This is a genomic window from Gordonibacter sp. RACS_AR68 (assembly GCF_030418485.1).
GTDB classification, from domain to species: domain Bacteria; phylum Actinomycetota; class Coriobacteriia; order Coriobacteriales; family Eggerthellaceae; genus Gordonibacter; species Gordonibacter urolithinfaciens.
On record NZ_JAIPUP010000001.1, the window covers coordinates 995,957 to 1,017,462 of the forward strand.

16 protein-coding genes and 1 tRNA gene are annotated in these 21,506 nt (G+C 65.2%); 14 read left to right on the plus strand and 3 right to left on the minus strand.

Translation table 11 applies throughout. From position 1 onward, the window contains the following. Positions 1-24: 24 nt before the first annotated feature. From K9U15_RS04300 to lysS, 6 genes are all read left to right on the plus strand, one after another. On the plus strand, positions 25-3,105 hold the full coding sequence (locus K9U15_RS04300) for an EAL domain-containing protein (protein ID WP_301155651.1): 3,081 nt from the start codon (positions 25-27) through the stop codon (positions 3,103-3,105). Between the two features lie 11 nt (positions 3,106-3,116). Then, positions 3,117-3,536, plus strand: a complete 420-nt coding sequence (locus K9U15_RS04305) for a PaaI family thioesterase (protein WP_123673688.1) — start codon at positions 3,117-3,119, stop codon at positions 3,534-3,536. A 207-nt stretch (positions 3,537-3,743) separates the two neighbouring features. Continuing rightward, positions 3,744-3,820, plus strand: a tRNA-Pro gene (locus K9U15_RS04310). Positions 3,821-3,945: 125 nt separating this feature from the next. Further along, positions 3,946-4,218: a twin-arginine translocase TatA/TatE family subunit gene (gene tatA, locus K9U15_RS04315; protein WP_087191546.1), complete on the plus strand. Its 273-nt coding sequence runs from the start codon at positions 3,946-3,948 to the stop codon at positions 4,216-4,218. Positions 4,219-4,386: 168 nt separating this feature from the next. Continuing rightward, positions 4,387-4,857, plus strand: coding sequence for a transcription elongation factor GreA (greA, locus tag K9U15_RS04320; protein WP_087191547.1), 471 nt, complete (start codon positions 4,387-4,389; stop codon positions 4,855-4,857). 308 nt (positions 4,858-5,165) lie between these two features. Beyond that, positions 5,166-7,145, plus strand: a complete 1,980-nt coding sequence (gene lysS, locus K9U15_RS04325; protein ID WP_123673686.1) for a lysine--tRNA ligase — start codon at positions 5,166-5,168, stop codon at positions 7,143-7,145. A 300-nt stretch (positions 7,146-7,445) separates the two neighbouring features. Here the strand turns inward: lysS and K9U15_RS04330 are convergent, their stop codons facing one another. Continuing rightward, complete coding sequence (locus tag K9U15_RS04330; RefSeq protein ID WP_227115047.1) at positions 7,446-8,084, minus strand: hypothetical protein; 639 nt, start codon at positions 8,082-8,084, stop codon at positions 7,446-7,448. Positions 8,085-8,331: 247 nt separating this feature from the next. Between K9U15_RS04330 and K9U15_RS04335 the strand changes: the two genes are divergently transcribed. The 4 genes from K9U15_RS04335 to K9U15_RS04350 all read left to right on the plus strand — a co-directional run bounded on the left by K9U15_RS04335 (position 8,332) and on the right by K9U15_RS04350 (position 13,840). Then, positions 8,332-10,896 carry an ATP-dependent Clp protease ATP-binding subunit gene (locus tag K9U15_RS04335; RefSeq protein WP_301155652.1) on the plus strand — a complete coding sequence of 855 codons (2,565 nt, stop codon included), beginning with the start codon at positions 8,332-8,334 and terminating at the stop codon, positions 10,894-10,896. Between the two features lie 259 nt (positions 10,897-11,155). After that, complete coding sequence (locus K9U15_RS04340) at positions 11,156-12,097, plus strand: serine O-acetyltransferase (RefSeq protein WP_087191550.1); 942 nt, start codon at positions 11,156-11,158, stop codon at positions 12,095-12,097. A 60-nt stretch (positions 12,098-12,157) separates the two neighbouring features. Continuing rightward, a complete protein-coding gene (gene ispD / locus K9U15_RS04345; protein ID WP_087191551.1) occupies positions 12,158-13,000 on the plus strand; it encodes a 2-C-methyl-D-erythritol 4-phosphate cytidylyltransferase in 843 nt (280 codons plus the stop codon). Positions 13,001-13,030: 30 nt separating this feature from the next. After that, positions 13,031-13,840: a PmeII family type II restriction endonuclease gene (locus K9U15_RS04350; RefSeq protein WP_301155653.1), complete on the plus strand. Its 810-nt coding sequence runs from the start codon at positions 13,031-13,033 to the stop codon at positions 13,838-13,840. A 9-nt stretch (positions 13,841-13,849) separates the two neighbouring features. Here the strand turns inward: K9U15_RS04350 and K9U15_RS04355 are convergent, their stop codons facing one another. Continuing rightward, the gene (locus K9U15_RS04355) at positions 13,850-15,193 is read right to left on the minus strand and encodes a DNA cytosine methyltransferase (RefSeq protein ID WP_301155654.1); all 1,344 of its coding nucleotides are present in this window, start codon (positions 15,191-15,193) and stop codon (positions 13,850-13,852) included. Between the two features lie 195 nt (positions 15,194-15,388). Between K9U15_RS04355 and ispF the strand changes: the two genes are divergently transcribed. Continuing rightward, positions 15,389-15,895 carry a 2-C-methyl-D-erythritol 2,4-cyclodiphosphate synthase gene (ispF, locus tag K9U15_RS04360; protein WP_301155655.1) on the plus strand — a complete coding sequence of 169 codons (507 nt, stop codon included), beginning with the start codon at positions 15,389-15,391 and terminating at the stop codon, positions 15,893-15,895. A 112-nt stretch (positions 15,896-16,007) separates the two neighbouring features. Next, positions 16,008-17,516: a cysteine--tRNA ligase gene (gene cysS, locus K9U15_RS04365; RefSeq protein ID WP_123674546.1), complete on the plus strand. Its 1,509-nt coding sequence runs from the start codon at positions 16,008-16,010 to the stop codon at positions 17,514-17,516. A 118-nt stretch (positions 17,517-17,634) separates the two neighbouring features. Here cysS and K9U15_RS04370 read toward each other — a convergent pair whose 3' ends face one another. Then, a complete protein-coding gene (locus K9U15_RS04370) occupies positions 17,635-18,846 on the minus strand; it encodes an ATP-binding protein (protein WP_123674547.1) in 1,212 nt (403 codons plus the stop codon). A gap of 224 nt (positions 18,847-19,070) precedes the next feature. On the opposite strand from K9U15_RS04370, the gene K9U15_RS04375 reads away from it, so the two are divergent. Both K9U15_RS04375 and K9U15_RS04380 read left to right on the plus strand, forming a co-directional pair. Beyond that, positions 19,071-20,318, plus strand: a complete 1,248-nt coding sequence (locus K9U15_RS04375; protein ID WP_123674548.1) for a U32 family peptidase — start codon at positions 19,071-19,073, stop codon at positions 20,316-20,318. A 333-nt stretch (positions 20,319-20,651) separates the two neighbouring features. Beyond that, complete coding sequence (locus K9U15_RS04380) at positions 20,652-21,488, plus strand: TspO/MBR family protein (RefSeq protein ID WP_087191556.1); 837 nt, start codon at positions 20,652-20,654, stop codon at positions 21,486-21,488. Positions 21,489-21,506 lie beyond the last annotated feature (18 nt).

The window sequence follows — 21,506 nt, forward strand, 5'->3', positions numbered from 1 at the left end:
CGGGGAAGGGAAAACGACGGCGGCATGGGCCTGGAAACGGGAAAAAGGCGGGGCGCGCGGCGCGGACTGACGTTCAAGGTCCTCGTCGTGGTGCCCTTCTGCATAGCCCTCGCCATCCAGGGCGTCATGTGCGTGGCCGTGCTCGCGGGCAGCGAAACGCTCGAGCAGATGGAGGCAGACGCCTACGACCTGTTCTCCGAGCGCGTTTCCAGCCGGGCAGGCTATCTTGAGAACGACATGATATTCCGCTGGTCGGATTTCGACGTGGTCGTGGACGATGTGGGCGACGACATCGATTCCGCCCTCGCCGCGCACGGTGCGTCGGCGACCGACATCGCCACGGGATCCGACCTCTCGCTTGCCGTCATCGACGCATCGGCCGACGACCTGCTGTCGTTCGCCCGCCGTGCCGAGGTGGACGGCGTTTACCTCGTGCTCGCGGACGGCGCGGTCGACCCCTCCTCCGAGGGGGACGGTCATCCGGCGCTCTACATCCGCGACGCGAACCCCAAAGTGGACGTGGCGAATGGCTCCGACCTTCAGCTGGCGGCGTGCCCCATCAGCGTGGCCCGCCGGCTCGATATCGCGCTCGACAGCCAGTGGTCGGCCGCGTTTCCGCTCGCCGCCGAGGGCGAGGGTCAGAGCGCTTTCTACTATCGTCCCCTGCGTGCCGCCCAACAGTACCCCGATGCCGACACGAGCGACCTGGGTTACTGGGGACGGCCCGTCGACCTGGGATGGACGGGCACGCAGTCCGTCACGTACAGCAAGCCGGTGAGGGACGCCGCAGGCAATGTCGTTGGCGTGCTGGGAGTGGAGGTACGGCTCGACCGCATAGCCTCCTTCTTCCCGTACCTCGACCTCAACGAGGGAGGCAACGGCTCTTATCTGCTGGCCGTCACGGGGGAGGACGGTGGTTTCGCGCGCGACGGCGGCGTGTCGCCGGCAACCGGGCAACCACGCACCTACGAAGTGCTCACGGCCACGGGTGCATCGCAGAGCCTCTACGTGGAGGACGGCTCGTTCGAATCGTCCCTCGACGAGAAGGGGCGCATGACGGTGGAGCCGTCGGAGGCCGCGTCGTCGGCCGCGCGTGCCGCCGCCAGCGCGGCCGAGATCAAGCTCTACGACAGCACGTCGCCGTTCGCCTCCGAGCATTGGGCTCTCGTGGGGCTCGAGCGCGAGGACGACCTGTTCTCCGCCGCGCACCTTCTGTCCGAGAACCTCATGAAGGTGTTCGCGGCCTCCATCGTGGTGGGCATCGTTGTTGCCGTGCTCACGGCATGGCTGTCGTCGTCCCGCCTGCGCCACCTGATGGGGGAGGTGCGTGCCGCAAGTCCCGAACAGCCTATCTCGTTCACGCCCACCGGCATCGTGGAGGTGGACGAGCTGTCCGAGTCCATTGAGCTGCTGGGCTCCGAGGTGGCCTCGGCAGCCTCGCGCCTGTCCCAGATACTCAAGCTGTCCGATCGCTCCATTGCCGCGTTCGAGTGCAATTTCACGTCGTCCGTCGCCACGTATACGGATGGCTTCTTCGATGCGATGGGGCTCGTGCTCCCGTCGGGCTCGGGCGAGCAGGGCTCCGCGCATGAGGGCTCTCTCGGCGGCGCCGTGCCGCTCGGAGCATTCGAACGGCTTTTCCAGTCGCTTCGCCCGCGCTACGAGCAAGAGTCCGACGGTCGCTGGATCGTCTCGGATGTCGACGGCCGGCGCTGGGTTCGCATCGTCACGTTGGAGAGCGATGACGGAACGCGGGTGTTCGGCCTGGTGGAGGATGTGACCGACGAGATAGCCACACGCTGCCGCATAGAGCACGAGCGCGACCACGACGTGCTCACGGGCCTCTTGAACCGCCGTGCTTTCGAGCAGGCCGTCACGGAGCGCCTGGCCGGCATCCCGCCGGCGTTCGGCGCCATGCTCATGCTCGACTTGGACAATCTGAAGTACATCAACGACACGTACGGCCACGATTGGGGCGACCACTACATCAAGGCCGCGGCCAGCGTCATCGAGCGCACGTTCGAGGGCGAGGGCTTCTTCGCGCGCATCTCGGGCGACGAGTTCCTCGTGTTCGTCGACCGCTGCGCTGACGCCGATGGGGCGTACCGCCTGTTCGACTCGTTCATGCGCGCGCTCGACACGAGCGTGCTCGAGGCACCCGACGCCATGGTGCTCAAGGTGCGCGCATCCGTGGGCGTGGCGTTCTATCCCGAGGACGCCGTGGATTTCTCCCACCTGCGCGAATATGCCGACTTCGCCATGTACGAGGCCAAGAACCACCGCAAGGGCGCGCTCCTGCGGTTCGACCGCAAGAGCCACGAGCGGGGGGCGTTCATCCTCAACAACAAGGAGGACCTGAACCGCCTGCTCGACGAGAACCTCATCGACTACCACTTCCAGCCCATCGTGGACGCCCGCATGGGCGAGGCGGTGGCCTACGAGGCGCTCATGCGGCCGCAGCTTCCCTCCATCGCCACGCCGGACCGCGTGCTGCTGCTCGCGCGCTCGCAGTCGAAGCTCTACCGGGTGGAGCATCTCACGTTCTTCGGCGCCCTGGAGGCGTTCGCCAAGCACGGGGACGCCGCTCGCGGGGCCACCTTGTTCGTGAACAGCATTGCCACGCAGCGCCTGTCCTCCGATGACGAGGTGGAGCTGCAGAAGCGGTTCGGGCCCCTGCTCAAGCACCTGGTCATCGAGATCACGGAGAGCGACTACAGCCGCGAGATGTCGCTGTACAAGGAGGGCCTCGCACGGCGCTGGGGTGCGCGGCTCGCTATCGACGATTTCGGCAGCGGCTACAACGGCGAGACGTCGCTGCTCGACTACCACGCCGACTTCGTGAAGCTGGACATGGGCATCGTAAGCGGCATCGACGTTGCGCGCGACCACCAGGACATCGCCCGCAATCTCATAGGCTACGCGCATGACCGCGGCATACGCGTGATAGCCGAGGGCGTGGAGACGCCCTCCGAGCTCAAGGCCGTCATCGGGCTGGGCGTGGACTACCTGCAGGGCTACCTCATAGGCAAGCCCGCTGCCACGCCGCCGGCCGTGCCCGCCGATATCCAGGAGCTCATCCGCACGCTGGCCGGCACGTCCTGCTAGAAGGGAGCACCATGACCCTCACCGACACGCTGCATATCGAGACCGTCTCCGCTGGCAAGCGCCACGTGGAGGCGTTCATGCCCATCACCCCCGACGTGCTCCAGCCGCACGGCTACCTGCATGGCGGCGCAACCATCGCGCTCTTGGAGACGGTGGCCAGCATCGGCGCCGAGCAGGGCACCGATTTCGAACGTGAACGCCCTTTCGGCGTCGATGTGCGGGTGCGCCATCGCAAGGGTGGCAGGAAGGGCATGCTGCGCGGCGTGGCCGACCTCGACCGCGAGGAGGTCTCGGAGCGCACCGGTGCCGTGAAGCAGTACTGGAACGTGGCGGCGTACGACGACGCGGGCGACGTGGTGTCCGACGGCGTGGTCATGACCAAGATCGTGCCCCTCGCGTACCTGGAGGCGAAAGGCGAGGGAGGCGCGTGAGGCGTCGCCTTTCGTCTCCCTCCTTGCCCAAGACGGGTGCGCTTTGTCGCCCAGGGCGCATCCATCGGCCTCTCCTACGGGGGAGGGAGCGGCTTCGAGCGGCCTCGACCACCGGTGAAGAAGACGTGGAGGGGGAAATATTGCCACATTTTCTTTTACCTTCGATTACATTGTGCTATCATAACCGTCGCTGCAACAAGCAGCTTACGGGTTGTGGCTCAGCTTGGTAGAGCGCTGCGTTCGGGACGCAGAGGCCGCAGGTTCAAATCCTGTCAACCCGACCAGGGAGCTAAAGGGATGTAACTTTCAAGGAGCATCCCTTTTTTGCATAGTGTGTGCTACTCTGACGGCGTTGGAGTGGGCGGGGCGCGCTGCGGTGGCGGCCCGTAAGACAAGCTTGGAGGAACGTATGAAAATCCTGGGTATGGGCATGCCGGAGCTGCTGATCATCCTGGCAGTCATCCTGCTGATCTTCGGGCCGAAGAACCTCCCGAAGCTCGGCGGCGCGATCGGCAAGACCGTCAAGAACCTGCGCGAGGGCATGGGCGGCGGCAAGGCCATCGAGGAAGCCGAGGACGAGGACGAGGAAGTCATCGAAGAGGTCGAGGAAGAGAAGCCGGCCCCCAAGAAGGCTACCACGACTGCGAAGAGGACCACGGCGGCGAAGAAGAAGGCCGAATAGCCTGGCGCTAGCGAATCGGTTCGCGGTATGTGCAGACGGCTCGGCCGGGCACATACCGCTTTTTTGTATATCGGCCGACACTCCGTCGGAGCACTCACGTACAGAGATAAAAAGCCGCACGTCCGACAACCGGGCGTGCCTGTTGTAGGTATCGGACAGGTGAGAAGCATGGCAAACGACAACTTCATCCTCACGCAGGAGGGCAAGGAAAAGCTCGAGGAGGAACTGCACTACCTCGAGACCGAGAAGCGCGCCGAGATCGGCGAGCGCATCAAGGTGGCGCGCGAGTTCGGCGATATCTCGGAGAACTCCGAGTACGACGATGCCAAGAACGAGCAGGGCATGATGGAGGCGCGCATCGCCGAGATCAGCCGCATCCTGTCCGAGGCCACCGTCGTGAGCACGCCGAAGCGTTCCAGCAAGGTGAACATCGGCTCCATGGTCACGGTGGACATGGGGGGCAAGGAGCGCGTCTTCACCATCGTGGGCGGTGCCGAGAGCGACGCGGCTGCCGGCAAGATCAGCAACGAGTCGCCGGTGGGTGCAGCGCTCTTGGGCCACAAGAAGGGTGACAAGGTGGAGACTACGGGCCCGACCGGCCGCGACATCTCCATGGTGATTCTGAAGATCGAGCATTAGGAAGTTCCGTCGGCTTGGCGGCCGCCGGAACTCGCCGACGACTGCGGTTCCGGTTCCGTCGGCCTGGCGGCCGCCGGAACCCGCCGACGCTGCGGCCCGCCCTCGCACCCGATCTTCGCGCGATGTCGCGGGCTTGCGTACCGAAGTACGCGGCGCCCGCGCCATCCCCCGAATCTCGGGCACGAGGGCGGGCCTCGCTGACTTACTACGCCAACCTGCGCGGTTGGTTTTCGCGCTTCGCGCGAAGGGCTCGGCCCGTGCGGGCGAGCCCGCTCTGCGAGCTGGACGAGATTGAGGGGCACCGAACTATGAGCGACACCAACGACACGACGGGCAACGGGCAGGTCATCGAGGACGATCCCATCGCGGTGCGCCGCGCGAAGCGCGAGGCGCTCATCGCGGCGGGACGCGACCCGTACGGGCACGCATTCGCGTACTCGCACCACTTGGCCGACCTGGCCGCCCAGTACGAGGGCCTGGAGGACGGCGCATCCACCTCAGACGAGGTGAAGGTCGCTGGCCGCATCATGGCCAAGCGCGACCAGGGCAAGCTCGCCTTCCTCGAGCTGCGCGACTCGACGGGCGACATGCAGCTGTTCTGCCGTATCAACGCGCTGGGCGAGGAATCGTTCGCCGAGCTCAAGGACCTCGACGTAGGCGACTGGATCGGCGTCGTCGGCACCATGATGCGCACGAAGCGCGGCCAGCTCTCCGTGGCGGTCGAGTCCTTCGAACTGCTGTCCAAGAGCCTGCGCCCCCTGCCCGAGAAGTTCCACGGCCTGGCTGACAAGGAGACGCGCTATCGCCAGCGCTACGTCGACCTGGTAATGAACCCCGAGGTCAAGGACACGTTCACGAAGCGCTTCAAGATCGTGGCCGCCATCCGTCGCTTTATGGAGGATCACGGCTACTTCGAGGTGGAGACGCCCATCCTGCACCCCATCCTCGGCGGCGCGAACGCGCGCCCCTTCGTCACGCACCACAACGCGCTCGACAAGGACTTCTACCTGCGCATCGCCACCGAGCTGCACCTCAAGCGCCTCATCGTGGGCGGCTTCGAGAAGGTGTTCGAGATCGGGCGCCAGTTCCGCAACGAGGGCATGGACCCCTACCACAACCCCGAGTTCACTACCATGGAGTTCTACCAGGCGTTCAGCGACCTTGAGGGCATGATGGAGCTCACGCAGGGCGTCGTGCAGGCCGCGGCGCTGGCCGCATGCGGCACCACGCAGGTTGAGTACCAGGGCCAGCAGGTGGACCTGGGCGGCACGTGGCGCCGCGCCACCATGATCGAGCTGGCCAGCGAGGGCGCGGGGGAGGACGTGAGCTTCGCGCGCACCCGCGAGGAGCTGGTGGCCATCCTCGAGCGCAACGGCGGCCATGCCGAGGACGCGTGGGGCAAGGGCAAGCTCATCGCCGAGATCTTCGAGGCCGTGGCCGAGGAGAAGCTCATCCAGCCCACGTTCGTGACGGAGCATCCCCTGGAGGTGTCCCCGCTTGCCAAGAAGAAGGCGGGCGAGCCCGAGCTCACCGAGCGCTTCGAGCTGTTCATCTGCGGCCACGAGTACGCCAACGCCTTCGGCGAGCTGAACGACCCGGTGGACCAGGCCGAGCGCTTCCGCAAGCAGGTGGAGGCGAAGGACCTGGGCGACGACGAGGCCATGGGCTACGACGACGACTACGTGCGCGCGCTCGAGTACGGCATGCCCCCGGCGGGCGGCTGCGGCATCGGCATCGACCGCCTGGTCATGCTGCTCACCGACGCCCCGTCCATCCGCGACGTGCTGCTGTTCCCCCACATGAGGGACGAGGCCCCTGCAGGCGGGCGCTCGCGCGCTGCCGCGCCGGTTGCGGCCGCGCCGACGGCTGTCGCCGACGCTCCTGTGGCCGCGCCCATCGACTTCTCGAAGGTGGTCATCGAGCCGCTGCTCGAGGACGAGGTCGATTTCGACACGTTCAGCAAGTCGGACTTCCGCGCCGTGAAGGTGAAGGAGTGCGCAGCCGTTCCCAAGAGCAAGAAGCTGCTGCAGTTCACGCTCGATGACGGCACGGGCGCCGACCGCGTCATCCTGTCCGGCATCCACGCCTACTACGAGCCGGAGGAGCTGGTGGGCCGCACGCTCATCGCCATCACCAACCTCCCGCCGCGCAAGATGATGGGCGTCGAATCGTGCGGCATGCTGCTCTCCGCCATCCACGAGGAGCCCGGCAAGGACGGCCAGCCCGAGGAGCGCCTGAACCTGCTCATGGTGGACGACCGCATCCCCGCCGGCGCGAAGCTGTACTAGCGTCCCGGCAAAAGCACGCTCCCAACGAAGGCCGCCCTCGCACCCGCTCGGGCGGCCTTCTTGCGTCTAAGACGCCCCAGCGCACGGGAAACCCGGTTTCGTGGCAGGTTTTGACGATAGTTGATCATTCGAGATGCCGGAAGCCGGCTGCTGAAGGCTCCTTCTCGAAGGGCATTCGCAAAGGGCCAGGTCATGTTCATGTCTCTCAAACCGGTGTGCCTGACCGAAAAAGCCGATGATAAACTAGCGCCATTTTCTGCCACGAGCGTGGCGAATCGCCGCGCGCGAGGCGGATTGCGCTCAGCCGAGCAGCTCCCTTCGGAGGGCGAGCTGGCGCGCGGGGTATTCGGAGCAGACGGGCCTGGCCCTCGTGCCGAGGTGCTTCGCCAGCGCCTTGGCGAACCGGTTGTACTCCTGGTAGTTTTCCACCTGTTTCCAGGTGGCGGTCACCACCGTGAATCCGAGTGCCTCGAGCGCATCCTTGCGGGCGGCGTCCTCGGCGATGCGCTCGGCTCCGGTGTGGCAGAGCGTGCTGTCGTACTCCACGGCCACACGCTCATCGGGCCAGATAAGGTCGCAGCGCAAATGCGAGCGGCCGGTGACCCAGCGGCTGCGCTCGGGTATGGGGACGACAGCGTTCATCAAGGGGTGCTTGATGCCGCTTCCTCCGCGCAGACAGGGAAGGGTCACGAGCTCGGCCAGCGTTGATTCGCGCGGCGAGGCCGAGCCCTCCATGATGTGGGGGAGGGCTGTGCGCAGGGCTTTCGCTCCTCGAACGCCGTCGAGTTTTCGCAGGCAGGACGCTATTTTCTCCGGCGAGGTGAGCGGCTTCCTGGCCCCTGATCCGTAGGGGCGGCTCTCGTCGGGCGCGAACGTGCCGCAGAACTCGTATCCGAGGTGGGCGGTTCGTGGGAGGCTCGAGCAGCGGCAGCCGGACATCGCGAGGTGCGCTCCTGCGAAAAACCCCGCACGTGTCAGAACCTCGTCAGAAGTGAGCACTTTTGGAGGCATCGGGGGGCACGGCAGCGCGCAGCCGGAGGTCGTGATAGGATGAACGGGTCGCCGCCGCCTGCGCTTGTGGAGCGAGCGTGTGCGGCCATATGCGGCATTGGCACTCTCAATACAAGAGTGCTAAGATGGCACGGAACCATACGATAGACTCTGCGAGAAGAGAATAGAGGCTAGCATGTCATTTGAGAAGTTTACGGACAAAGCGCGCAAGGTGCTCGTCCTGGCGCAGGACGAGGCCCGCTCGCTCCACCAGCCCTACGTGGGCACCGAGCACATCCTGCTCGGCCTTATACAAGAGAAGGACGGACTGGCCGCCCAGGCCCTCGACCGCAAGGGCGTGAAGTACGACGCCGTGGTGCAGGCTATCCGCCAGGTGGTGGCCATCGACGAGGACACCGACGTGTCCGGGCATCTCTCCTTCACGCCCCGCGTCAAGCGCGTGCTGGAGAACAGCCTGCGCGAGGCCATGCAGATGGGCCAATCCTACATATCCACCGAGCATCTGCTGCTCGGCATCGTGCGCGAGGGCGACGGTACCGCGCTCGAGGTGCTCACGCGCCTGGGCATCTCCGGCGACGACGTGCGCAGCGCGCTGAACGACCTCGTGGGGCAGAGCCCCGTGTACGCCGGGCGCAACGCGTTCGACCCCCAAGGCCAAGGCTCCGACAGCGTGCTCAAGGAGTTCGGCACCGACCTCACGCAGAAGGCGCGCGACGGCAAGCTGGACCCGGTCATCGGCCGCGCGGGCGAGATCGAGCGCGTCATGCAGGTGCTCTCGCGCCGCCAGAAGAACAACCCGCTGCTCATCGGCGAGCCGGGCGTGGGCAAGACCGCCGTGGCCGAGGGCCTGGCGCAGCTCATCGTGTCGAACCAGGTGCCGGACATCCTGCGCGACAAGCGCCTGTTCACGCTCGACGTGAGCGCGCTCGTGGCCGGGTCGAAGTACCGCGGCGAGTTCGAGGAGCGCCTGAAGAAGTGCATCAAGGAGGTCATGGACGCGGGCGACATCATCCTGTTCATCGACGAGATGCACACGCTCATCGGCGCGGGATCGGCCGAGGGCTCCATCGACGCGGCCGCCATCCTGAAGCCGCCGCTGTCGCGCGGCGAGATCCAGGTCATCGGCGCCACCACCATCGACGAGTACCGCAAGCACCTGGAGAAGGACTCCGCGCTGGAGCGCCGCTTCCAGCCCATCACCGTGGGCGAGCCGAACGAGGAGCAGGCGCTGCGCATCATGGAGGGCCTGCGCGACCGCTACGAGGCGCATCACCAGGTACACTTCACCGACGAGGCGCTGCAGGCGGCCGTGACGCTGGCCGACCGCTACATCCAGGACCGCTTCCTGCCCGACAAGGCCATCGACGTGCTCGACGAGGCCGGCGCCCGCATGCGCATCCGCAACATGACGCTGCCGAAGGAGCTGCGCGACCTGGACGAGGACCTGCGCAAGCTCCGCGCCGAGAAGGACGGTGCCATCGCCGCCCAGGACTTCGAGCGCGCCGCCCAGCTGCGCGACGAGGAGGCCCAGCTCAAGGACAAGCGCGCCCAGGCCGAGAAGGACTGGGAGGAGAATGCCCAGAAGACCATCCAGCAGGTGACGGTGGAGGACATCGCCGACGTGGTGTCCATGACCACGGGCGTGCCGGTATCGAACCTCACCGAGGCCGAGACCGAGAAGCTGCTGCGCATGGAGAGCGTGCTGCACGAGCGCGTCGTGGGCCAGGAAGAGGCCGTCACGGCGCTGTCGAAGGCCATCCGCCGCTCGCGCTCGGGCCTCAAGGATCCGAAGCGGCCCGCCGGCTCGTTCATCTTCCTGGGCCCCTCGGGCGTGGGCAAGACGGAGCTCTCGAAGGCGCTGGCCGAGTTCCTGTTCAACTCCGAGGATGCGCTCCTGTCCTTCGACATGTCCGAGTACATGGAGAAGCACAGCGTGTCCCGCCTGGTCGGCAGCCCTCCGGGCTACGTGGGCTTCGACGAGGGCGGCCAGCTGACGAAGGCCGTTCGCCAGCGCCCCTACTCGGTGGTGCTGTTCGACGAGATCGAGAAGGCGCACCCCGACGTGTTCAACATCCTGCTCCAGATCTTGGAGGAGGGCCGCTTGACGGACGCGCAGGGCCGCACGGTCGACTTCCGCAACACGGTCATCATCATGACGTCGAACGTGGGCGCGCGCGAGATCGCGCGGCCGACGACGCTCGGCTTCTCCACCGAGGAGCACGCGGGCCTCTCCGACAAGGAGATAAAGAGCCGCGTCATGTCCGAGATGAAGAAGCTGTTCCGTCCCGAGTTCCTGAACCGCATCGACGAGATCATCGTGTTCAAGAGCCTGAACGACGAGCAGATCGCCGAGATCGTGAAGCTCATGGTGGCCGACCTGCGCGAGCGCCTGATCGCGCAGAACATGTCCATCAACCTGACCGACACGGCGTGCAAGCTCATCGCCAAGGAGGGCACCGATGCCACGTTCGGCGCGCGCCCGCTGCGCCGTGCCATCCAGCGCTTGCTGGAGGACCCGCTGTCCGAGGAGATACTCGAGGGCAAGTGGTCCACGGGGTCGATCATCGACGTGGATGCAGTGGACGGCGAGCTCGTGTTCACCCAGGGCTCGGGCGTTGTCCCGGAGCCGCGGAAGCGCGACAGCATCGCGCGTGATGCCGAGCTGCTGCTGACGAACTACGACCTGGGCCATGCCGGCGTGCGTGGCGGCGGGTCGATGTCGGGCGGCGCGGCAGACTAGCGCTCCCCCTGAAAAAAGCTCCCCTGTTCCCTGGGCTCGCATCTGGCGCCCGGGGAGCAGGGGTTTCTTGCGTTCTGGACCCGCATTTGTCGTATACTGGGGAAACGCTGATTGCTGCATCGTTCGGCCCGTTTGCGGGGCATGGGCTCTGCCCTTGCCGACGACCTGCGACGGGCCGCCTGTTGGGCGGCAAGGGCAGAGCCCATGCCCTGCGGCGCCTATGCGAGCTTCGCTCAACCGACCGACTACAGGAGGTTCTATGTTCGGAGACAACCTCGATCGCATCGTGAAGGGCATCGAGAAGAACTACGAGGCCGACGAGATATTCTTCACGAAACCGGGGCGGCAGTTTCCCAGCCGCTCGGCCGTGAAGGGGGTTCTCAAGGACTTGCGGCGGGTGCTGTTTCCGGGCTATTTCGGCGACGAGATGCTCACGCCGTCCACGAGTCCGGAGTACTTCATCGGCGAGACGCTCATCCAGATCGAGCGGGCGCTGCGCGAGCAGATCGTCCTCGCCCTCGCCTACACGTCCGACGACCGCGACGCCGAGGAGGCCGATCCGGCCCGCTCGCTGTGCGGCGGGACTCCCGAGCGCATCTGCGATCGCGCCTCGGAGGTGTGCACGGTGTTTTTCGACGAGCTTCCCAGCATCCAGCGGGTGCTGCTCACCGATGTTCAGGCGCTCTACGACGGAGATCCGGCCGCCGGCTCGAAGGAGGAGGTCATCTTCTCGTATCCAGGCCTGTACGCCATCTACGTGTACCGTATCGCGCACGTGCTCTACCAGCAGAACGTGCCCATCATCCCGCGCATCATGACCGAGCTCGCGCACAGCGGCACGGGCATCGACATCGGCGCGGGGGCCGAGATCGGCGAGTACTTCTTCATCGACCACGGCACGGGCGTGGTGATAGGCGAGACCACCGTCATCGGCGACCACGTGAAGCTCTACCAAGGCGTGACGCTCGGTGCGCTGTCCACGCGCGGCGGGCAGCGGCTCGCGGGGGTGCGGCGCCATCCCACCATCGAGGACGACGTGACCATCTACTCCAACGCCTCGGTGCTCGGCGGCGAGACGGTGATCGGGAAGGGGTCGGTCATCGCCGGTTCCGCGTTCGTCACCTCGTCGATCCCGCCGCATTCCCGCGTGTCGCTGAAGGCGCAGGAGATCACCGTGCGCCAACCGGGCGAGCGGGACTAAGTCCGCGGGCGCAGCGGGCGGGGCGGAAACGGAACAGCGCAAGGCGGAGAGGAAGATCCCATGACCAAGACAATCGATCCCGTGTTCTCGTCGGAGGTGCTGCGCGCGCCTGAGCTGGCGTGCGACAGCTTGGACATCGACACGATCGCGCAGTCGCTGCACGGGCTGAAGGGCGAGGTCGACAAGAACCCGCAGACCGCGGCCATCATACTGGCCGGCGGCACGGGGGAGCGCTTCGGCAAGGAGGGCGGCAAGCAGCTCGTGGAGATAGCGGGCAAGCCCATCCTCACCTGGTCGGCCGAGGCCTTCGACGCTGTGGGCGACATCGGGCTCATCGTCATCGTGTGCCCCGAGGACCGCTGCGACGAGTACCTCAAGCGCGCCATCGACCCGTTCCCGTTCGTCACGCCCATCGTGGTGGCGCCCTCGGGCCCCAGCCGCCAGGAATCGGCGTTCTCGGGCCTGGAGTTCGTGCCGGACGACTACGAGTACGTCATCCTGCACGACGGCGCCCGCCCGCTCATCTCGCCCGACCTCATCGCGCACACCATCGCCACGCTCAAGGGCAACATCGACTGCGACGGCGCCGTGGTGGCGCACCCGGCGGTGGACACCTTGAAGGTGGTGGAGAACGGCGTGATCGTGGGCACGCCCGATCGCCGCGTGTTCTGGAACGCGCAGACCCCGCAGGTGTTCCGCGCCGGCATCTACCGCCGCGCGCACGCCTCGGCGCTCTCCGACGGCTTCATGGGCACCGACGACTCCTCGCTCATCGAGCGCTTGGGCGGCCGCGTGCTCGTGGTGGAGGGCAAGCGCGACAACATCAAGCTCACCGTGCCCGAGGACTACCTCATGCTGGCCGCCGCCGTGCGCACCAACTACATGAAGGGGGCAGAGGAATGACGAGTGGCTCACCTGGGTTAGGAGGGCTTAATGGAAGGTGCTAACCGAAATATCCGTCAGCGGCTTCTTGAGGTTGTTGAAAAGGACAGCATCCAGGCGCGGCGCGACATAGCCTACGCCGCGCTCACTGAGTTTTCTGCGAAGCGGGCAGCATGGTATCGTGATAGAACGAAGATCAATTTGAAGAAGCTTTTGAGCAAGGATGTTGTTATGTTCGCTGCTCGGGGTGTCGCCACGGCGGAGGAGTTCGTGGAGGAGTCCTTTAGAGCTTGCGAAAGCTCAAGCGAAGAGACCGTCATGGGCACAACGTGGCAAGCGATAATTGCCTCTATATCTTCCGACACGCTCGACACGGGAGACATGATGACCGTTCGAGAGGGAGACCTTTACGTGTGCGAGCTCAAGTCCCAGTCGAACACCACGAATTCATCATCTTTCGTGCAAGAGCTTCGCGAGCTCAAAGACAAGTGCGAGGCGCAAGCAAGATTCCGCCGTGCTAGCAATCAGCGTGTTCTCCCGGCGTTTTGCGTGCTACGGAACAACAGATCCATCGATGAAATGCGTGTCTATCATGCCGATATGCGCGATCAAGCGAATCAGGATATGAACGGATTCGAGTATCGGTATCTCGCTGGATCTGCTTTTTGGACATGGCTTACCGGTTTCGATTCCGTTGAAGGACTTGTCAACGACGTGAACCTCATAGACATCGGCGACATCGTCCAGGCACGCGAGGAGTGCCGTGAAAGGCTGCAGGCGGAGATGACCTCGGCTTTGAGATCCAGCAATCTCGGTACAACCCTTAACGACGTTCTGATGCTGAAGGGCATCGTGTGCTAACGACGGTCTTCAGCATGACCATGTCTCCTCGCTGGTTCGGCGGTAGCGCGAGTATTTAAATTCGGCGAAACGCTTCTGGGGCTTCACGCCGTTCATGTCATCGATGATCGCCCTGCCGATCGCCTCGCCCAGGGCCGTGGGTACTGCATTGCCGATCTGTCGGTACTTGTCCAAGATATTGCCGCATATCGGCCAGTCGTCAGGGAAGCCCTGCACGCGTTTGTACTCCTCCACTGACAGAGGCCTGTCTTTCGTGGGATGACATAAATCGGTGGCAGGCATGGTTGGGGAGGTCACGAGGGTAGGGCAGGGACGGTCGAATGATATTCGTCGATAGAACCCGGTCTTTCCGCCGGAGAGAGTGAACGATTTGCCCATCGCCTCTTCTTGCAGCGACAGTGGCAAATGCCTCCAGCATTGGCCTTCTTTGAGCATCCTAAAATACTTCAGCCGCTTCTCGGGGAACTCTATATGGTGCATGTTTTCTTCGTCAAGGTCGGACACTGCGTCCCCGAAGGTTCTCCATGCGGGCAGGCCCCAGATGCTGTCGTCGGAATGCGTGGGGGCAAGATGCGGTACCTCCTCTGACCCTTGCTTTCCGATGATGACGACGCGCTCTCTGATTTGCGCTGCCCCGAAATTCGCTGCGTTGTACAGATTGAAGCTCACCGCATAGCCAGCCTGCTTCAGCTTTTTCAAGATGAGTGTAAGCGCTCCACCTTTTACAGGGGGGGCATCTTTCTCGACGGGGAACGGAGTGGAGAGCAAACCGCGGACGTTTTCAATTACCACATACGTCGGTTTTATCTCGGCGGCCAGGTCAAGGTATTTCAGGAACACGTTCCCTCGGGCGTCGTCGAAGGCACGTCGTGCGCCGGCGGTGCTGAACGCCTGGCAAGGAGGTCCGCCGAACATGATATCTACTTTGCCACGCTCGAGCCCTGTCAGACTTAGCACGTCGTCTGCGGAATATCTAGTAATATCTCCAATAAGAGCTGCCTCAGGACGGGCCGAATCGATAGTCATTCTGCATTTACGATCGTTTTCGCAAAAGAGAACAGGATGTATCCCCGCTCGCTCCATTCCCAGATCCAATCCGAGGGCTCCCGAGAAAAAACTCAGTGCAGCAATATCGTATCGTCGGGTGGCTTTGCGCGGGTGATCCTTAGGCTCGGGCACGAGATCGTTCTCTTGGAAGTACGACTTGAGCACATTGGCTGGGATGACCCAGGTGCCGCCGATTTTCTGGGCAGCGAGCCGATTCAGCCGAATCAGCCTTGTCACTGTTTGCTTCGTGACGCCGAGTGCGTCGGCTGCGTCGTTCACCGAGAGAAGCTCGTTTGAATAGTGCATGCGAGTATATCCTTTTTCTTATTCGAAAATTTTCAAGTCCCTAGTATACCTATTTCTTGCATGGCTGCAGGGAAGAGCTTATGTGATTTTCCCGGCTAGAAACGGGCTCGGATAGTCTTTGCCTGCAGTTTGTCGGAATCTCTCCTATAATCAGGTCAAAAGGCGGTTTCTTGTGTCGATTTGGAGGTTTCGATCATGTCCAGCGCCAACAACTCTCTTGCGAGTTTGCGCATCGGGCAGGGCTACGATGTGCATGCGTTCGCCGAGGGGCGCCGGCTCGTCTTGGGCGGCGTGGACATACCGCATGCGCGCGGGCTCTTGGGGCACTCGGATGCCGACGTGCTCGCGCACGCCATTGCCGACGCCCTGCTCGGCGGCATCCGCGGGGGCGACATCGGGAAGCTCTTCCCCGACACCGACCCGGCCTTCAAGGATGCGGACTCGCTCAAGCTCTTGGCCGCCGTGGCCGACAAGGTGCGCGAGGAGGGCTACGCCATCCTCGACGTGGATTCCGTCATCGCCGCTCAAGCGCCCAAGCTCTCGCCGCACCGCGATGCCATGCGCGCGAACCTGGCCGCCGCCATGGGCATCCCCGTGGAGAACGTGGGCGTGAAGGCCACCACCACCGAGCACCTGGGCTTCGAGGGCCGCGAGGAGGGCATCTCCGCCACGGCCGCGTGCCTGCTCTGCCGATGTAGCTAGAAGGCCGGTTCCTTCGGGAAGCCGGCCCGCTCGGCCCGCTGTGCTAGAATTTCAGGTTGACGCGCGCCCGCATGGGGCGGCGTTTCGGACAGGCAGGATGCGAGGACACTCTATGATCAGGCTCTACGACACCAAGGTCCGCGAGAAGGTGGACCTCGAGACGCTCGAGCGCGGCAAGGTCGGCATGTACGTGTGCGGCCCCACCGTGTACAACTACATCCATGTGGGCAACGCGCGCACGTTCATCAGCTTCGACAACATCCGCCGCTACCTCATGTGGCGCGGCTTCGACGTGAAATACGTTTGGAACGTCACCGACGTGGACGACAAGATCATTGGCAAGGCCAACGAGGAGGGGCGCAGCGCCGCCGAGGTGGCCGCCGAGTACACGCAGGCGTTCATCGAGGATATGCACAAGGTGAACGTGCTCGACCCCGACGTGCGCCCGAAGGCTACCGAGGAGATCCCCGAGATGATCGAGCTCATCGGCGAGCTCGTGGACGGCGGCCACGCCTACGAGGTGGAGGGCGACGTGTACTTCAGCGTGCGCTCGTTCCCCGGCTACGGGGAGCTCTCGGGCCGCAACGTCGACGAGATGGAGGGAGGCCACCGCGAGCTGCGCGCCGACGGCAAGGGCGTGGAGGACCGCAAGCGCGACCCGCTCGACTTCGCGCTGTGGAAGGCCGCCAAGCCCGGCGAGCCGGCGTGGGAGTCGCCGTGGGGCATGGGTCGTCCGGGCTGGCACATTGAGTGCTCGGCCATGTCGCGCAAGTACCTGGGGCTGCCGTTCGACATCCACGGCGGCGGCGGCGACCTCGTGTTCCCGCACCACGAGAACGAGCGCGCCCAGAGCGAGGCCGCGTGCGGCTGCACGTTCGCGAACCACTGGATGCACGGCGGCATGCTGCAGATCAACTCCGAGAAGATGAGCAAGTCGCTGGGGAACTTCAAGCTGCTGCGCGAAGTGCTGGAGACGACGCGTCCCGAGGTGCTGCGCTTCCTCATGCTGCAGACGCACTACCGCAGCCCCCTCGACTTCTCCGCCGACCGCCTGGACGAGGCAGCCTCGGCGCTCGGCCGCATCGAGAACGCGGTGAAGAACCTGGACTGGCTGCTGGCCAACGCCGAGGACATCCCCTCGCCGCTCGACCTGCGCGCTCTCATGGACCGCACGCGCCAGGCGAAGATGGGCTTCATCCTGGCCATGGACGACGACTTCAACACGTGCAAGGCGCTGGGCGAGGTGTTCGACTTCATCGCCGACGTGAACGCCCAGACGGCGGGCAAGACGCTGTCGCTGTCCGACGTGCCGCCCGTGCGCGACGCCCGCGCGCTCATCGTGGAGCTCATGGGCGTGTTCGGCATCGACGTGGAGGCCGCCGCCGACGCGGCGGACGAGGCGTCGGCGTATCCGGCCGAGGTCGTGGCGCTGGCCGCCGACATCGCCGGCTACGAGGGCTCGGATGCCGCCGAGGCCGTGGATGCGCTCCTGGCCGCCCGCGCCGACGCCCGCGCCGCCAAGGACTGGGCCCGCGCCGACGCCGTCCGCGACGGCTTATGCGGCCTCGGCTTCACCATCGAGGACACCCCCCAGGGCGCCCGCGTGACGTACGAAGGGTAGGGCGGCGTCAAAGGATTCGCATGCGAAGGACGGCTCCGAGGGGCCGTCCTTTTCGTGTCGGAAGTTTTCCGGTTAGGGGACAAGGGGGCGGTTCTCTTGTCCCTCTCCTTGGATTTTCTCAGGGAAGCGGCGCTCCCAGCAGGAAATCGTACAGGTTCACGTGGCGCACGCCGTCGCGGCCGTAGTCGGTGCGGTCTTTCGTGATCAGCACGCGAGGGAATCCATCTGAGAGCTTGGCGAAGGGGGTGAGCTCGCGTTCGAGCGTGGTGGGATCGAGCACGGTCTCGCTCACCTGAACATAGCTAATGCTTCTCCCGTGCTGCACGACGAAATCGATCTCGGCGTTGGGGAGCGTTCCGACGCTCACGTCGTATCCCCGGCGGATGAGCTCGAGGAACACCATGTTCTCCGTCAGATGGCCGCGGTTGCCGGCGCGCAGCCCCAAGACGCGGTTGCGAAGGCCTGGGTCGACGACGTAGTATTTTCCGTTCGTGCGCAGGCGCTCCTTGCCGCGGATGTCGTAGCGGTCGCAGCGGTAGATGAGGTGGGCCTTCTGCATGAGCGAGAGGTAGTTGTCGATCGTCTCGGCGCTCACTCTGTGGCCGCCTGCCCTGAGGGCCTTCTCGATAGCCGAGGCGGAGGTTTGGTTGCCGACGTTGTCGAGCACGAACGAGGCCACGCGCGCGAAAGCCGCCTCGTTGCGAATCCTTCCGCGCAGCAGGATGTCTCGCGTGAACACGGAGTCGTAGATGCCGTCGAGGATGGCGTGCTTGAGGGCGTCGGTGGGGGCGAGCGCCACGGCGGGGAAGCCGCCTTCCCGCACGAGGAGCTCGTAGGCGTCTTCGGCCGCCTGGCGTTCGGAGACGTCGATGCCGACGAACTGGCAGAGCTCCGCTAGGGAAAGCGGCAGGACGTGCAGGCTCACGTAACGGCCGGAGAGGTACGTCATGTCCTCGCCCGAGAACATCCTCGCGTTCGATCCGGTGACGTAGATGTCCAGCCCGAATTCCGCGCGAAGCCCGTTGATCGTCGGTTCCCAGCGATCGAGCTCCTGCACCTCGTCGACGAACAGGTACGTAGGGCCCTCGCGGTTCGCACGCTCGGCGATGTGGGCGATGAACGCGTCCGGATCGGTGAGGCTGCTGTTCGAGGGGAGCTCGAAGTCGACGTAGATGATGGAGTCGGGGGAGGTGCCGCCTTCCACCAGGTCGTTGCGGAGCTGTCTCATGAGGGTCGACTTCCCGCAACGGCGCACGCCGACGATGGCCTTGACGAGCTCGGGGGCCTTCAAGTCTTTGAGCTTGTTCATGTAAAGAGGGCGGCGAATCATAAAGGCTCCTTGCTCTATGGGTGATTTTAGGATAGCAGGTTTTCCGGTTAGCACTTGGAAAATTATCGAAAATGAAAAGTTTTCCAAGTGCTAACCGGAAAACTTCTCTATTTTTAAAGTTATCCGGTTAGCACTTGGAAAACTCGTGATAGTGAAGCCTTCCTCCGCGCTTGAGCTTTTGGCGATGGGTCGCGCCGCCGTCGTCCTGCGCTACAATACGGCGCATGCGAAATCAGACGGCACATATCCCCGAACTCCTCGCGCCGGCCGGCGGGCGGGCGCAGCTGGAGGCGGCGGTGCGCTTCGGGGCGGACGCCGTGTACTTCGCCTGCGATCGCTTCGGGCTGCGTCAGCGCGCCTCGAACTTCGCGCTCGACGACGTGCCGGCTGCGGTGGCCTGTGCTCATGCGGCCGGCGCGAAGGCCTACGTGGCCGTGAACGCGCTCATGGACGCCGACGATGTGGCGGCGCTGCCCGCGTACCTGGAAGCGCTCGACGCGGCGGGCGCTGACGCGCTCATCGTGAGCGACCTCGGCGCGTTCTCGCTCGCGCGCCGGCACGCGCCGCATGCGGACCTGCACGTGAGCACGCAGGCGGGCGTCATGAACGCCGAGGCGGCCCGCATGTGGCACGAGCTGGGGGCGAGCCGCGTGGTGTGCGCCCGCGAGATGAGCGTGGAAGGCATCGCGCGGATGCGCGCCGACGCGCCGCGCGATCTGGAACTGGAGGCGTTCGTGCACGGGGCCATGTGCATGGCCGTGTCGGGGCGCTGCCTCTTGAGCTCGGCCATGGCCGGCCGCTCGGGCAACAGGGGGCACTGCGCCCAGCCCTGCCGGTGGAGCTACGCGCTGGTGGAGGAGCAGCGTCCCGGCGAGTTCTACCCGGTGGAGGAGGACGTGCGCGGCACCTACGTCATGAACGCGCAGGACCTGTGCATGGTGGAGCACCTGGACGATCTGGCCGCCGCCGGCGTGGACTCGCTCAAGATAGAGGGGCGCAACAAGAAGGCGTTCTATGTGGCTTCGGTCGTGCACGCCTACCGCCGCGTGCTCGACGGGGCCGACCCGGCCGAGGGCGCGGCCGAGCTCGCGTGCGTGTCGCACCGTCCGTACTCAACCGGCTTCTACTACGGGGCCGCCGAGCAGTCGCCGGAATGCGACGGCTACGTGAGGGAGTGCCTGCATGCGGCCGACGTGCGCGTATGCGCCCCCGCCGGGCACGGCGCCTGGCGCGTGGAGGCGGTGTGCCGCAACCGCTTCTGCGAGGGCGACGAGCTGGAGGCCGTCGTGCCCGGACGCGCATCCTTCAGCGTGCGGGTGCGCAACCTGGCCTGGCTGCCGCGACCCGATGCGGACGATCCGCACCCCGCGCCCGTCCCCGCAGCTGTGGCGAACCGCTCCGCCGAGGCGTACGCGTTCACGGTCGCCGAAGAGCTCTCCCCGGGAGACTTCCTGCGCATAAGGACACCGTAGGCGATCTCCTCGTCATCCCATCAGCCGGCCGAGAGCTCGTGTGCTAGGGGAGCTGTCCGGCGCATACGGCAATCCCCGAGGTTGACCGCATGCGCCGGGGCGGCCGTCTCTGGTCGCATGGTTTCGGCTGGCTGATATGAGGGGGGGACCTCCGGTTGGTGCGGGAAGGGCGGCATCTTCGTCATCGTTGAGCTTTGCGCCCCTCATCTGCGCCGAAGCGATGGATACCTGCCATGTGGCCGTAACGGCCCGGCCTCGGCGCCGCGCTACACTGGGCTGCACCAATCGAATCGAGGGCGCTCTCGGCGCCCCCTTAGGAAAGCGAGGTGCATCATGCCCAACCATGCCTATCATGCCACGGCGGCACCGGGTGTCGTGCAACGGGCTCGCAGCACGAAGGCCGGCCGCAAGCTTGAGCGCGGCGGCTACCTGACTGCCGAGACGGTGACGATGTGGGTCGTCTACGCGCTCACGCTCGTCGGCAACGCGGTTATCGAGGGAGGCCAGGTAGGGGGCAACACATCGGCCACCGTGGCCTACGGCGTGTTCACCTGGTTCACGCCGGCGGGCTACGTGTTCTCCATCTGGTCGCTCATCTACGTGGCGCTTATCGCGTGGCTCGTGTCCTACACGCGCGAGGCGCCCTTGCGCGCCAAGCGCTTCACCCCCGTGTCCGTGCTGTTCATCGGCAGCTGCGTGCTGAACGTGCTGTGGCTGGCGCTGTGGCACTTCGAGCTGGTGGGCATCTCGTTCATCGTCATCCTGGCCGAGTGGGCGGTGCTCGCAGCCCTGTACCTGAACGTGCGCCGGTCGGCGAAGTCGGGCTGGGGCTGGGTGCCCATCTCCATCTACACCGCCTGGGTCACGGTGGCCGCGCTGGCGAACATGGCCATCCTCGTGACGCGCGCTTTGGACGGCGGCATCGCGTTCTTCAACGGGCTTTCGGTGCTGGCCCTCACGGCGGGCGTGCTGGCCCTCGGCTACGTCATGCGCAAGATGTACGACGACGTGGCGTTCCCCCTAGTGTTCCTGTGGGCCCTCATCGGCGTGGGCATCCACGTGGCCGAGGCGTCGTGGCTCGTGTCCTCCCTCGTGTTCATTCTCGTCATCGCGGGAGCGGTGCTCACGTTCGTGCCGCTGGGCAAGCTGCGCTCTGCCGTGCGGGGGTAGGCGGGCTTCCGGCGCGAG

Excerpts from the sequence above, each read along its gene's own strand:
- lysS (WP_123673686.1), top strand. The coding sequence starts at position 5,166 with ATGAGCGACACCAACGACACGACGGGCAACGGGCAGGTCATCGAGGAC.
- K9U15_RS04370 (WP_123674547.1), bottom strand. The coding sequence starts at position 18,846 with ATGATTCGCCGCCCTCTTTACATGAACAAGCTCAAAGACTTGAAGGCC.
- K9U15_RS04335 (WP_301155652.1), top strand. The coding sequence starts at position 8,332 with ATGTCATTTGAGAAGTTTACGGACAAAGCGCGCAAGGTGCTCGTCCTG.
- cysS (WP_123674546.1), top strand. The coding sequence starts at position 16,008 with ATGATCAGGCTCTACGACACCAAGGTCCGCGAGAAGGTGGACCTCGAG.
- K9U15_RS04375 (WP_123674548.1), top strand. The coding sequence starts at position 19,071 with ATGCGAAATCAGACGGCACATATCCCCGAACTCCTCGCGCCGGCCGGC.
- ispF (WP_301155655.1), top strand. The coding sequence starts at position 15,389 with ATGTCCAGCGCCAACAACTCTCTTGCGAGTTTGCGCATCGGGCAGGGC.
- tatA (WP_087191546.1), top strand. The coding sequence starts at position 3,946 with ATGAAAATCCTGGGTATGGGCATGCCGGAGCTGCTGATCATCCTGGCA.
- K9U15_RS04300 (WP_301155651.1), top strand. The coding sequence starts at position 25 with ATGGGCCTGGAAACGGGAAAAAGGCGGGGCGCGCGGCGCGGACTGACG.
- greA (WP_087191547.1), top strand. The coding sequence starts at position 4,387 with ATGGCAAACGACAACTTCATCCTCACGCAGGAGGGCAAGGAAAAGCTC.
- K9U15_RS04340 (WP_087191550.1), top strand. The coding sequence starts at position 11,156 with ATGTTCGGAGACAACCTCGATCGCATCGTGAAGGGCATCGAGAAGAAC.
- K9U15_RS04305 (WP_123673688.1), top strand. The coding sequence starts at position 3,117 with ATGACCCTCACCGACACGCTGCATATCGAGACCGTCTCCGCTGGCAAG.
- ispD (WP_087191551.1), top strand. The coding sequence starts at position 12,158 with ATGACCAAGACAATCGATCCCGTGTTCTCGTCGGAGGTGCTGCGCGCG.
- K9U15_RS04350 (WP_301155653.1), top strand. The coding sequence starts at position 13,031 with ATGGAAGGTGCTAACCGAAATATCCGTCAGCGGCTTCTTGAGGTTGTT.
- K9U15_RS04380 (WP_087191556.1), top strand. The coding sequence starts at position 20,652 with ATGCCCAACCATGCCTATCATGCCACGGCGGCACCGGGTGTCGTGCAA.
- K9U15_RS04330 (WP_227115047.1), bottom strand. The coding sequence starts at position 8,084 with ATGTCCGGCTGCCGCTGCTCGAGCCTCCCACGAACCGCCCACCTCGGA.
- K9U15_RS04355 (WP_301155654.1), bottom strand. The coding sequence starts at position 15,193 with ATGCACTATTCAAACGAGCTTCTCTCGGTGAACGACGCAGCCGACGCA.